Origin of the sequence: Actinomyces johnsonii (assembly GCF_006546835.1) — a bacterium.
Classification (GTDB): Bacteria; Actinomycetota; Actinomycetes; order Actinomycetales; family Actinomycetaceae; genus Actinomyces; species Actinomyces johnsonii.
In genome coordinates, this window is record NZ_VICB01000013.1 from 151314 (window position 1) to 164195 (window position 12882).

General features: G+C 68.0%; 7 protein-coding genes and 2 tRNA genes. 6 read left to right on the forward strand and 3 right to left on the reverse strand.

The features are described from left to right. Positions 1-69: 69 nt before the first annotated feature. The 3 genes from treZ to glgX all read right to left on the reverse strand — a co-directional run bounded on the left by treZ (position 70) and on the right by glgX (position 6789). Complete coding sequence (gene treZ / locus FK256_RS08935) at positions 70-1857, reverse strand: malto-oligosyltrehalose trehalohydrolase (RefSeq protein ID WP_141424514.1); 1788 nt, start codon at positions 1855-1857, stop codon at positions 70-72. Continuing rightward, positions 1854-4508: a malto-oligosyltrehalose synthase gene (treY, locus tag FK256_RS08940; protein ID WP_141424515.1), complete on the reverse strand. Its 2655-nt coding sequence runs from the start codon at positions 4506-4508 to the stop codon at positions 1854-1856. Before treY ends, treZ begins: the two co-directional genes overlap by 4 nt. A 73-nt stretch (positions 4509-4581) precedes the next feature. Then, positions 4582-6789, reverse strand: coding sequence for a glycogen debranching protein GlgX (glgX, locus tag FK256_RS08945; RefSeq protein WP_141424516.1), 2208 nt, complete (start codon positions 6787-6789; stop codon positions 4582-4584). Positions 6790-7043: 254 nt separating this feature from the next. Between glgX and FK256_RS08950 the strand changes: the two genes are divergently transcribed. The 6 genes from FK256_RS08950 (at position 7044) to FK256_RS08975 (ending at position 12805) form a co-directional block, all read left to right on the forward strand. Continuing rightward, positions 7044-7116: transfer RNA gene (locus tag FK256_RS08950), tRNA-Gly, on the forward strand. A 1-nt stretch (position 7117) separates the two neighbouring features. Then, positions 7118-7189, forward strand: a tRNA-Val gene (locus FK256_RS08955). Positions 7190-7500: 311 nt separating this feature from the next. Then, complete coding sequence (locus FK256_RS08960; protein ID WP_082463133.1) at positions 7501-8742, forward strand: carboxylate--amine ligase; 1242 nt, start codon at positions 7501-7503, stop codon at positions 8740-8742. Continuing rightward, positions 8743-10074 (forward strand): GNAT family N-acetyltransferase, encoded by a 1332-nt coding sequence (locus tag FK256_RS08965; RefSeq protein WP_141424517.1) that lies wholly within the window; start codon positions 8743-8745, stop codon positions 10072-10074. Between the two features lie 84 nt (positions 10075-10158). Beyond that, positions 10159-12213, forward strand: a complete 2055-nt coding sequence (thrS, locus tag FK256_RS08970) for a threonine--tRNA ligase (RefSeq protein WP_141424518.1) — start codon at positions 10159-10161, stop codon at positions 12211-12213. Beyond that, positions 12164-12805 (forward strand): HIT family protein, encoded by a 642-nt coding sequence (locus FK256_RS08975; protein ID WP_425321585.1) that lies wholly within the window; start codon positions 12164-12166, stop codon positions 12803-12805. The genes thrS and FK256_RS08975 overlap by 50 nt, the downstream gene beginning before the upstream one ends. Positions 12806-12882: the final 77 nt, after the last annotated feature.

A 12882-nucleotide genomic window follows, 5' to 3' on the forward strand; every position in this document is an offset into this window, starting at 1 on the left:
GAACGTGCGTCTGTTGGGTTTCGGTACGGCGGCGGGCGGCGTGTCCTCCGCAGCGTCCGCTGGAGCTTGTCAGCGCCGGGCGATGAGTGTTTGTCCGGGACAAAGGATCGGCGGGACGGCGTCGACCGAGTTCCAGGATAGGAGCACCGTCGTCGCCGCAGGGGCGGGACGATCCTGGTCGGAGAGGTTCGTCGCCACGACGATGTCCTCGTAGGTCACGGTGAGGACGTCGTCGGTCTCGTCGACCTGCGGCCAGGCAGTGCGCTGAGACCAGGCCAGCTTGCGGCGCAGGGCGATCAGCTCCTGGTACCACGCCAGCATGCGGGCGTGCTCGGCCTCGTCCAGCTCCTCCCAGCGCAGGCGCGAGGCCTCGACGGTACCGGGCTCCTGGGGATCCGGGATCTCGTCGGCGTCCCAGCCGAATCCGGCGAACTCCCTGACGCGTCCCTCGCTGACGCTTCGGGCCAGGTCCTCCTCCTCGTGGTCGGTGAAGAACTGGAAGGGGGTGCGCGTTCCCCACTCCTCGCCCATGAAGAGCATTGGCGTATAGGGCGATAGGAGCACCAGGGCGGCGGTGGCCGCCAAGGTGGCGTCGTTGAGGCTGGTCGAGGGGCGATCCCCGACGGCGCGGTTGCCGACCTGGTCGTGGTCGGAGCCGAAGACCACGAACTTGCGGGGGTCGGTGTTCTTGGGTACGGGCGCCCCCCAGTTCCTCTCCCGGAAGGTGGACCAGGTGCCGTTATGGAGGAAGGCCCGTCCGTAGGCCTTGGCCCAGGCCCCGGCCTCGGCGAAGTCGCCGTAGTAGCCCTGGGTCTCTCCGGTGAGCCGGGCGTGTAGGGCGTGGTGAACGTCGTCGGCCCATTGGGCGGTCATGCCCAGGCTCGGTATCTTGGCGGGGGGTTGCTCACCGGTGGGGGTGATGACGCCGACGTCGTTGAGGTCGGCCTCCGCCACCAGGCTCAGGGGGCGGCCGATCTCGGCGGACAGTGCGGCCACGGCGTCGGAGAGCTCGGCCAGGATGTGCGTCTGGGGTGGGTCGGCGGCTGCGGCGTCGTCCTTGATCTCGTGGATGGCATCCAGCCTCAGGGCGTCGATGTGGAAGTCCCGCAGCCAGCGCAGGGCCGAGTCGATGACGAAGGCCCGCACCTGTTTGCTGCCGTCGTGGTCGTAGTTGACGGCCTCGCCCCAGGGCGTGTGGTGGGCGCGGGTAAAGTAGGGGCCGAAAACGCCGAGATAGTTGCCCGACGGGCCCAGGTGGTTGTAGACGACGTCGAGGCACACGCCGATACCGGCATTGTGGGCGGCGTCGACGAAGCGGGCCAGGGCGTCGGGGCCGCCGTATGCCTCGTGGACGGCCCACAGGCCCACCCCGTCGTACCCCCAGCCGGCCTTGCCCGGGAAGGCCGCCAGCGGCATGAGCTCGACGATGTCGACACCCAGATCGGCCAGGTGGCCCAGACGGGTGATGGCGGCATCCAGGGTGCCCTCGGGGGTGAAGGTGCCCACGTGAAGCTCGTAGATGACCGAGCCGCGCAGGTCCTTGCCCGCCCAACTCTGGTCGGTCCACTGCCAGGCGTCCGGGTCCACGGTGCGCGAGGGGCCGTGGACTCCGTCGGGCTGCAGAGCGCTGCGAGGGTCGGGGCGATTCGGCGAGCCGTCGACGCGGAAGGCGTAGTCGGTGCCCGGCTCCAGGTCGAGGGGGGCGGTCCACCAGCCGCCCGGGGCGGGGATCATGTCGACCAGGCGGTCCTGGCCCGGCAGGTGCAGCTCGACGGTCTGCGCCGCGGGGGCCCACACGGGCACCCGCGGTCCCACGGGAAGGGCGGGGGAGGTCCAGGTTCGGGGCGTCGGGCTCATGGGGCGGCCTCCTCAGCGGGCTGGACTAACGGGGCGGACTCGGTCGGGGAGATCTGAGAGGCGACCTTGGCCAGGACGACCACCGGTGCGTCTGCGACCACGTCGGCCAGGGGCTGGTTGCCGCCCTCCACGGTCCCGCCGTGCAGGACATCCTCCCAGGTCCCCTCCGGAAGGACGACGCTCTCCTCGCGCCACCCGCCCAGCTGCTCGAGGCGCTTAGACAGGCGCCTGACGACGACGATGACGTCGGGGACCTCGTCGAGCAGGCGGGCGTAGGCGAAGGCGAAGGATGTGGTGACCGGGATCGCCCGGTAGCCCGACCGGGGCCCGACGAAGGTATCGGGTCTCGAGGCGCGCAGGCGCGCCAGACGGGAGGTGAGGAGAAGCTTGTCCTCGTCGAGGTTGCGGGGGGTGGCACCGGAGTCGAGGCGCTCCAGGAGACTGACGAGGCCGCCGGGTCCTGCGTAGTCGACTGTGCGACGGTTGTCGGGGTCCACCAGAGAGGTGCGGGTGGTCTCGCTGCCCTGGTAGATGTCGCTGACCCCCATCCAGGTCAGGGCGAGCGCCTTGTTGGCCAGGATGGCGGTGCGCACGGCCTTGGCCGTCAGAGTCGCGAAGGCCTCGAGCTCGCGGGAGACCTCCTCATTCGTGAGCAGGTGCGTGGCGTAGTCGGTCAGGGCCTGCTCACGGGGCAGGTCCGGGGCGGTCCAGGTGGTCCAGATCTTCTGTTCCCGGGAGGCCTTGATGAGGTAGGCGCTCAGACGCTCGGGGTCCATGGGGTCGGCGCTCTCGGGCGCCCAGGTGCCCCACAGCGTCTGCCACAGCAGGTTCTCGCTGCGTCCGTCGAGGTCCAGAGGACGTTCCTGGGCGGTCATGGCGCGCAGGCGATGGACGAGGTCGCTCCACTCATCGGCGTAGGAGGCCAGCACGTCCAGGCGTGCGCGCACGTCCTCGCCGCGCTTAGTGTCGTGGGTGGTGGAGGTGACCATCGTGTCGGGCCAGATGTTCTGGACCCGGTCGGCCCAGGCATGGGCCTCATCGGCACTCAGCGCGAAGCCGGCCGGGTTGCCCCCGACCTCGGTGAGGCTGGTCAGATGGGTCCAGCGGTAGAAGGCCGTGTCCTCCACGCCCTTGGCAGTCACGGCTCCGCACACCTGCTGGAAGCGGATGACGGCTTCGGCGCGCTCCGGGGACTCCGACAGGCCCTCGGACCCGACTGGCTCGCCCAGGAGGATGGCGACTACCAGGTCGAGGGTCTCGCCCTGGTCCGGCTCGAGGCGCTGACGGGCGCGCTCGGCATCGGCGTGCAGGACGGCGGCGGTCTCTGGGCCGGGCGGCGTTCCCGGGACGACGTAGACCCGGTACTGGTCGGCGGCCACCAGCAGCTCGACGACACAGGCCCTCAGATCGCGCAGCGTGTGGTCGCGCAGACGCACGTCCTGGGACGTCAGGGAGTCCAGAATACGGGCCAGACGGTCGACCTCCGCGGCCAGCGACCCGGCGATCACCTCGCGCTTGGCCTCCTCGACGATGCGGTCGTAGTCCACCGGTGCATCGCCGGTGAGCTCCTGCATGAGCGCACCTAGCCGGGCGGCACCGGCGGGATCCACCTGAAGCTGGTCGATCCTCCAGGCGGCGTCGTAACCGGTGGTCCCGGCCACCGGCCAGGAGGTGGGCAGGGACTCGCTGGGGGCGAGGATTTTCTCCGCCGCAATCCACGACCCCCCGGTGGCCTCGGCCAGCTGGGCGAGGTAGCCGCCGGGGTCGGCCAGACCATCGGGATGGTCCACTCGCAGGGCGCCGATGACCCCTGCCTCCATGAGTTCCAGGATGAGGCCATGGCTGCCTGCGAAGACGTCGGGGTTCTCGACCCGGATCGCGGCCAGCGTGCCGACGTCGAAGAAACGTCGGTAGTTGATCTCCTCGTCGCCGACCTTCCAGTAGGCCAGCCGGTAGTGCTGGCGCTCAACGAGCACGTGCATCGGCAGGGCCTCGGTGCCCTGGGCGACTGGGAAGGCATGGTCGTAGTAGCGCAGCACCCACTGCTCGCCCAGCTCCTCCTGGCCGGGCACCACCACCTGTTCCAGGGTGAGCTCTTCGTCGGCCAGGACGGCGCCGATGCGCCTGCCCAGGATCGGCATGAGGATGGGTTCATCCAGGGAGAGATCGAACCAGGCTGCGTAGGGGGAGTCCGGACCCTCGCGCAGCACCGACCACAGGGGCAGGTTGTGCCAGCCGGGAGTGGGCACCGCCATGTGGTTGGGAACGATGTCTACCACGATGCCCATCCCGCGGGCACCGGCCGCAGCGGCCAGGGACTCCAGTCGGGCGCGTCCGCCCATGACGGAGCTGATCCGGCGATGGTCGACGACGTCGTAGCCGTGGGTGGAGCCCGGTGCGGCCGCCAGGACAGGGGAGAGGTAGAGGTCGGTAACCCCGAGGTCGGACAGGTAAGGGACCAATTCCTCGACGTCGGCGAAGGTGAGATCCGCTCCCAGCTGGAGACGATAGGTGGTCACCGGGGTACGGTGCTCAGGGGCCGGCACGTGCCCCGACCAGGGGGCGTAGGCGGGGGTTTCCGCCGAGTCCACGGAAACCGCCGAAGCGGCCCTATCCGTTGAATCCACTGCTGCGTCCACTGCGTCGGTCATCTGACTTCCTGAGTTCGTCTGGTGCACCCCGTGCGGTGCGTTGTCGTCCGGCCGTATCGGTTTGCGCCGACCCCTAGCGTTGGAGCCTCTCGGTCGTGGCGGCGGACTCGGGAGCGTCCATGAGGAAGAGCATCGAGCGGGCCTCAACGGTGACTGTGTCGTCCGCGGCCAGCACCGGGTCGGAGTCCCCATCCACTGCCGGAGCCGTGTCCAGAGCGACCTTCCAGGTGGGGGAGTAGCCCTCGCCCGGGAGGGTGAAGGTGATGTCCTCGTCGGAGGCGTTGATGAGGACGAGGAAGGAGTTGTCCACGATCCTCTGGCCGCGCTCATCGGGTTCGGCGATCGCCTCGCCGTTGAGGAAGACCATCATGGCGCGGGCGTACCAGGTGGTCCAGTCCTGGTCTGTCATTGACTCCCCGGCAGGAGTGAGCCATTCGATCTCGCCGAGCTCGCTTTCGCCTCCGCGCCCGGCATCGCCGGTGAAGAAGCGCCGACGCCGCAGCACCGGATGGTCCCGACGCAGCCACATGATCGTGCGAGTGAATTCCAGCAGGTCGTTGTCCTGCTCATCGAGATCCCAGTCGATCCAGGAGATCTCGTTGTCCTGGCAGTAGGCGTTGTTGTTGCCTCTCTGGGTGCGCCCCAACTCGTCGCCGTGACAGATCATGGGGACGCCCTGGCTGAACAGGATGGTGGCCAGGAAGTTGCGGGTCTGACGATGACGCAGCTCCGTGATCGCCGGGTCCTCGGTGGGCCCTTCGGCGCCGCAGTTCCAGGAGCGGTTGTTGTTGTTGCCGTCGGCGTTGCCCTCGAGGTTGGCCTCGTTGTGCTTCTCGTTGTAGGAGACCAGGTCGTGCATCGTGAAGCCGTCGTGGGCGGTAACGAAGTTGATGCTGGCCACCGGGGTGCGCCCTGCGTGCTGATAGAGATCGGAGGATCCGGTGATGCGGGAGGCGAACTCGCCCAGCGTGGAGGGCTCTCCGCGCCAGAAGTCGCGCACGGTGTCGCGGTACTTCCCGTTCCACTCGCTCCACAGGGCCGGGAAACCGCCCACGTTGTAACCGCCGTCGCCCACGTCCCAGGGCTCGGCGATGAGCTTGACCTGGGAGAGCACGGGGTCCTGGTGGATGATGTCGAAGAAGGCGCTGAGCTTGTCGACCTCGTGGAACTGCCGGGCCAGGGTGGAGGCCAGGTCGAAGCGGAACCCGTCCACGTGCATCTCGGTGACCCAATACCGCAGCGAGTCCATGATGAGCTGGAGAACCGCCGGTGAGCGCATGAGCAGCGAGTTGCCGGTGCCGGTGGTGTCGAAGTAGTGGGCCGGAGAGCCATCGACGAGCCGGTAGTAGGAGCTGTTGTCGATGCCCCGGAAGGACAGGGTGGGGCCCAGGTGGTTGCCCTCAGCCGTGTGGTTGTAGACCACGTCCAGGATCACTTCGATGCCCTCCTCGTGGAAGGCCTTGACCATGGACTTGAACTCCTGGACCTGCTGCCCCTCGGTGCCGTAGGCGGCGTAGGTGTTGTGCGGGGCGAAGAAACCGATCGTGTTGTAGCCCCAGTAGTTCGACAGTCCCTTCTCCTGCAGGTGGGTGTCGTTGACGAACTGGTGGACCGGCATGAGCTCGATCGCAGTGACGCCCAGAGTCTTGAGGTGCTCGATGACGGCGGGCTGGGCCAGGCCCGCATAGGTGCCCCGCAGGTTCTCGGGGACTAGCGGGTGCAGCTGGGTCATGCCCTTGACATGGGCCTCGTAGATGATCGTCTCGTGGTACTCGTGCCCCGGTGGGCGGTCGTGGCCCCAGTCGAAGTAGGGGGTGATGACCACCGAACGCATGGTGTGACCGGCCGAGTCCTCCTCGTTGCGCTCCTCCGGGTTGTCGAAGGAGTAGGAGTACAGCGTCTGGGACGGGGTCACCTCACCGAAGATTGCCTTGGCGTACGGGTCCAGCAGCAGCTTGGAGGGGTCGCAGCGGTGCCCGGAGGCCGGGTCGTAGGGGCCCGCCACCCGGTAGCCGTACTTCTGCCCTGGCGAGATCCCGGGCAGGTAAGCGTGCCAGACGTCGCCGTCGACCTCCTCGAGGGCCACTCGTTCCTCGTTCCCGTCGGCGTCGAACAGACATAGCTCAACGCCGCTGGCCGCCGAGGAGTAGAGGGCGAAGTTGGTTCCTGAGCCGTCGTAGGTCGCCCCGAGCGGATAGGGATGGCCGGGCCAGATCTGGCGCTGCGGAGAATCCTGAGGTTCCTGAGTGGCCCGGGGCGTCGGTGTCGTCGGCGTGGTCATAGGGACAACCCTGCCACGACTGAGGTGTGAAGGCAGGCGTGTGGGAGAAAGACATGTCACGTCGCTGTGCCGCGCGCCGATGAGCCCGCCCGTGTCCCTCCACCTCCTCGCCCGTCTCCCCTCGGGGCCTTCCTATTTCGCTCACAGATGTCTCCTTGGGCGTGAGACACCTCATGGAGATCCGATGACGGGATGGTTTTGCCTCCGGGGGATACCTCTGCTAACTTTCTTCCCGCACCCCACAAGGGTGTGACGCGGATGTGGCTCAGTTGGTAGAGCATCACCTTGCCAAGGTGAGGGTCGCGGGTTCGAGTCCCGTCATCCGCTCGGGCGATTGGCGCAGCGGGAGCGCGCTTCCCTGACACGGAAGAGGTCACTGGTTCGATCCCAGTATCGCCCACCGGAACTGAATGTTCGACCGAGCCCGGAGCGCCCGCTCCGGGCTTATTTCGTATCCCGGGCGACGGGCGTCGTCGTGGGGCTCCCCTGGTGGTGTGCATCACCGGGAAGTCGAGTGCCCGCCGTCCCGTCGGGACGGCATCTGCCCGGATTCCGCCCGGATTCCGGCCGGATCCGCGACGCCGCTCCGCAGTGGCCGGGGCCGACTGCGTATCTGGATCACGACCTCGCCGCGACGGCCGGGAACGGGGTGTCCCAGCGTGCTCTACCATCTGGGGAGGAGTTGGTCCCTGCGGCAAGAAACGGATGGTCATGACGGAACGCTTCAGGCACCTGTTGCCCGTGGTCCTCGGCGGTGACATCGGCGCCTACGCTCTGGCGCGGCAGCTTCACGAGGTCACCGGCACGTCGGTGACGCTCGTGGCCTCGGATCCGATCGTGGCGATCTCCGAGTCGACCTACATCACCGTTGTCCACCAGGAGGCTGGGGCTCCACCGGAGCGGACGATCGAGCTCCTGCAGCGGTTGGTCCAGGGACGAGAGCCCCGCAGCGCCGTGCTCATGGCCAACACCGACGCCGCGGCCGCCATGATCTCCACTCACCGCAGTGAGCTCGAGCCCACCTATGTCCTGCCATTCCCGGACATCGACGTACTCGATGCCGTCAGCGACAAAGCCTCCTTCTCCCGGCTGTGCGCCGAGGTGGGGGTGCTCACGCCCCGGGAGGTCGTCGTCGACCTGGCCGACCCCGACTGCGAGCCCCCGGCTTCGGCCTCCGAACTCGGCCTGGAGTTCCCACTCGTGGCCAAGGCCGCCATCGGCGCCGACTACGACCGCATCTCCTTCCCCGGCAAGCGCAAGATCTGGTTCATCGACGACGCCGCCGAGCTGGCTGGCATGTGGAAGAGCCTCAAGCAGGCCGGCTACCGCTCCACCTTCCTGGTCCAGGAGTGCATCCCCGGCGACGACACCGCCATGCGCTCGGTGACCGCCTACATGGACTCCACCGGCGAGCTGCGCCTCATCGGCTCGGCGCGTGTGCTCCTGCAGGATCATGCGCCCACCATGATCGGCAACCCGGTCGCCATGATCACCGAGGCCTTCCCGGACCTGTGGGACGCCACGCGCCGCCTGCTGAGCCACGCCGGCTACCGGGGGTTCGCCAACCTCGACATCAAGGTGGACCCCCGCGACGGGCGCGAGCTCTTCTTCGAAGTCAACCCCCGCATCGGCCGCAACTCCTTCTACCTGACCGCCGCCGGGGCCAACCCCATGGCCGTTATGCTCAAGGACCTGGTTCTGGATCAGCGCGACGAGCCCATCGAGGTCACCCGGCAGGTCCTCTACTCCCTGGTTCCCGACGGCGTCATCGCGCGCTACGTGTCCGACGAGGCGCTGCGCCGCAAGGCCAGGAACCTGGGGCGAGGCATCGATCCGCTGCGCGATCCGGCCGAGCGCTCGCTGCGTCGGCGCGTAACGATCGAGCTCCAGCGCCTCAACCACTACCGCAAGTTCGCCCGCAACTATCCGCAACGAGTCGACAGGTCCCGCTGAATGCCCGAGAACGAGAACATGCCCGACAGCACCACCCCCGACGCCACGCCCGACACTGCCGCGAAGACCCCCGAGCCCCCTCAGAACGCCGCCGGCACCACTCCTGAGACTGCCACCGGCAAGCCCGGGAAGAGCCAGCGGGCTGAGAAGCCTGAGAAGGCTGAGAAGACCGAAAAGCCTGAGAACACCGAGAACAACACTGACAAGGTCGAGACTCCTCAGAAGACCGAGAAGGTCGAGAAGGCTGACAAGCCCCGGGCCTCCCGGCCCACGCACCCCGAGCCGGTGCACTCCACCTCGGACCGCTCCGAGACCCTGCGCCGGGTCGACGGGCGCGAGATGCGCCTGGCCGTGGGCAATAGCCCCTTCCCGGTCGAGCAGACCGAGGCTTGGGAGCGCTTCGAGGAGGCCATGGGACGTCCTCTGTGGGGGCGCTACCTGTACGAGGACGAGGGCAAGCCAGTGGCCGCCATCGCCCTGTACCGCTACGAGGTGGGTGGCCAAGCCTTCCTATGGGCCAAGCACGGCCCGGTCTGGCTCAAGGAGCAGTCGCCCGAGCGCGAGGCGCACCTGCGCCGCCTGCTGCGCTCGGTGGTCAAGGAGCGCGACCGCTCCGTGCGCTTCGTGCGCATGCATGCCCGCTACCGCGACACCGACCTGCGAGAGCTGCTGTCCACCATCACCTACGACCGCACCTACGTCATCGACCTGGTGCCCAAGACACCGGAGAAGATGGCCGCCGTCATGCCCAAGGACGGACGGCGGGCGGTCAAGCGCGCCGAGCGCGTGGCCCGGGAGGCCGGCTGCACCATTAGTGATGAGACCGGCCTGAGCCGCGCGGAGTTCGACAAGGTCTACGAGGTCCTGCGAGAGACCGCCAAACGAGACGGCTTCAAGCCCCACGACGCCGAGGTCTACTGGACCATGCTGACGGCCCTGGGGGAGAAGAACGCCCGCCTGTTCGTTCTGCGCAAGGACGGCGTGCCCCACGCCTGGGACCTCATCCTCACCTCGGGCAAGGACTCCGTGGCCTACTACGGCGCCTCCTCCAACGAGTCGCGCACCTTCCGCGGGGCCGAGGCCCTGGACTGGTGGGCCGCCTGCACCCTGGCGCAGGAGGGCTACCGCGGCCTGGACCTCATGGGGGCCGGCTCCACCCGTGTCCCCTCGCTCTACACGGTGGGGCAGTACAAGAAGCGCTACGCCCAGCACGTCACTGAGGTCGACGGTGCCTGGGACGTCCCGGTCTCCCGGTTCATCTACTCCGGAATGTCCGCCGCCAAGCGCCTGCGTGACGCACTGCGCGCGCGGCGTGGCTCACGGGAGGACTGAGTCCGCGCGCCCACGACGTAGACTCGCGGCCGAACCGGGGTGCACCAGTACAGCGCCCCACACCGATGCAGAGGAGACGAGCCCGTGTCAGACAAGCCCACGATCGACATCACCCTCGACGGCGCGCCGCGCACCATCGAGGCGGGCACCACGGGAACGCTCCTGCTGCAGGATGCCATCAAATCCGATGGCGTCGTTGCGATGCGCGTCAACGGCGAGCCCTGGGACTTGGACCGCCAGCTTCTGGCGGGCGCCGTCGTCGAGCCCATCGCCCTGTCCAGCGAGGATGGCCTGAACATCCTGCGCCACAGCGCCACCCACGTCATGGCCCAGGCCGTCCAGGAGATGTTCCCGCAGGTCAATCTCGGCATCGGCCCGTTCATCACCGACGGCTTCTACTACGACTTCGGAGCTATCGACGCCGTCACCCCCGAGATGCTGCGCGAGATCGAGAAGCGCATGAAGCGGATCGTCAAGGAGGGGCAGCGCTTCGTGCGCCGCGACATCACCGAGGCCGAGGGGCGCGAGGAGCTGGCGGACCAGCCCTACAAGCTCGAGCTCATCACCACCAAGGGCGCGGGCGCCGAGGGCGCCTCGGTCGAGGTCGGTGCCGGGGGGCTGACCATGTACGACAACGTCCGGCGCGACGGGAGCGTCGCCTGGACGGACCTGTGCCGTGGCCCCCACCTGCCCTCGACCCGTCTGATCGGGCAGGGCTTCGCACTGACCAAGTCCTCATCGGCCTACTGGAAGGGCGACCAGTCCGGCGACTCCCTCCAGCGCATCTACGGCACCGCCTGGGCCAGCAAGGACGACCTCAAGGCCTATCAGACCCGTCTGACCGAGGCCGCCAGGCGCGACCACCGCAAGCTCGGCGCTGAGCTCGACCTCTACTCCTTTCCCGAGGAGATCGGCCCCGGCCTGGTGGTCTTCCACCCCAAGGGCGCCATGCTGCGTCACCAGATCGAGCAGTACGTCGTCGATCGCCACATGGATTACGGCTTCGACTTCGTCCACACCCCCGAGATCTCCAAGGGAGGGCTCTTCCACACCTCGGGTCACCTGCCCTACTACGCCGACACCATGTTCCCGCCGATGCTCGCCGACGAGGAGCGCGACGGACAGGGCAACATCACGAAGGCGGGCCAGGAGTACTACCTCAAGGCCATGAACTGCCCGATGCACAACCTCATCTTCCGCTCCCGGGGCCGCTCCTACCGCGAGCTGCCGCTGCGCTTCTTCGAGATGGGGCACGACTATCGCTACGAGAAGTCCGGCGTCGTCCACGGGCTAACCCGCATGCGCGGCTTCACCCAGGACGACTCGCACACCTACTGCACCCCTGAGCAGGCCGGTGAGGAGATCCGCGCCCAGATCGACTTCTTCCTGTCCATCCTCAAGGCCTTCGGACTGACCGATTTCTACCTCGAGCTGTCCACCCGCGACGAGGACGGCGCCAAGAAGGACAAGTTCATCGGCTCCGACGCCGACTGGGCCGCCGCCACGCAGGCCCTTCAGGACGCCTGCGACGCCTCCGGGCTCGAAGTCGTCCCCGACCCCGGCGGCGCCGCCTTCTACGGCCCCAAGGTCTCGGTGCAGGTCAAGGACGCGATCGGCCGGACCTGGCAGATGTCCACCATCCAGTACGACTTCAACCAGCCCGAGCGCTTCGACCTGGAGTACACGGCCGCCGACGGCACCCACCAGCGCCCCATCATGATCCACTCGGCCAAATTGGGCAGCGTGGAGCGCTTCATCGGGGTGCTCACCGAACACTACGCGGGCGCCTTCCCCGCCTGGCTCTCCCCGGTGCAGGTCCGCCTCATCCCCGTGGCCGAGGCCTTTGACGCCTACGTCGACGACGTCGCCGCTCAGCTGCGCGCCCGGGGAGTGCGCGTCGAGGTGGACCACTCCGATGACCGCTTCGGCAAGAAAATCCGCAACGCCTCCAAGGACAAGATCCCCTTCACCCTCATCGCCGGTGGGGAGGACGCCGAAGCCGGTGCCGTCTCCTTCCGGTTCCGCGACGGCGAGCAGACCAACGGCGTGCCCGTCAAGGAGGCCGTGGCGCATATCGTCGGCGTCATCGATGCCCGTATCAACGACTCGGCGGGGGAGAAGCTGCACAGTGACAGGTGAGACGACTGACGACGCGACTGTCGGAAATAATGTTCAGGCCGAAGCGCCCTTCTACCACGAGGGCGCTCCGCAGGCCTTCCAGCGCCTGTGGACCCCGCACCGCATGGTCTACATCGGAGGCCAGAACAAGCCCTCGGACGACACCCCCGCCCAGTGCCCCTTCTGTACGGGACCGGAACGCGGCGACGAGGAGTCGCTCATCGTCCACCGGGGGCGGACCGGCTACGTCATCATGAACCTCTACCCCTACAACACCGGCCACCTGCTGGTGTGCTCCTACCGGCACATCTCCGACTGGACCGAGGCCACCGTGGCCGAAAGGGAGGAGATCGGCGAGCTGACCGCCACGGCCATGAGCGTCGTACGCTCGGTGAGTCGCCCCCACGGCTTCAACCTGGGCATGAACCAGGGCGAGGTGGCCGGCGCGGGGATCGCCGCGCACCTCCACCAGCACATCGTGCCGCGCTGGAAGGGAGACGCCAACTTCATGCCCATCATTGGGCGGAGCAAACCCGTGCCCCAGCTGCTCGGCGAGCAGCGGGACATGCTCGCCTCCGCCTGGGCCATCCATGTTCAGGAGCCTGGGGACTGATCCCCCTGGCCCGCTTCGACGAGCACCGTCATGCTGAGCGCATCAGTGCCCGTCCCAGCGCGTCTCAACGATCGTCT

Coding starts and splice junctions, on each gene's coding strand:
- FK256_RS08965 (WP_141424517.1), top strand. CDS start 8,743: ATGCCCGAGAACGAGAACATGCCCGACAGCACCACCCCCGACGCCACG.
- FK256_RS08975 (WP_425321585.1), top strand. CDS start 12,164: ATGCCCGTATCAACGACTCGGCGGGGGAGAAGCTGCACAGTGACAGGT.
- treZ (WP_141424514.1), bottom strand. CDS start 1,857: ATGAGCCCGACGCCCCGAACCTGGACCTCCCCCGCCCTTCCCGTGGGA.
- FK256_RS08960 (WP_082463133.1), top strand. CDS start 7,501: ATGACGGAACGCTTCAGGCACCTGTTGCCCGTGGTCCTCGGCGGTGAC.
- treY (WP_141424515.1), bottom strand. CDS start 4,508: ATGACCGACGCAGTGGACGCAGCAGTGGATTCAACGGATAGGGCCGCT.
- glgX (WP_141424516.1), bottom strand. CDS start 6,789: ATGACCACGCCGACGACACCGACGCCCCGGGCCACTCAGGAACCTCAG.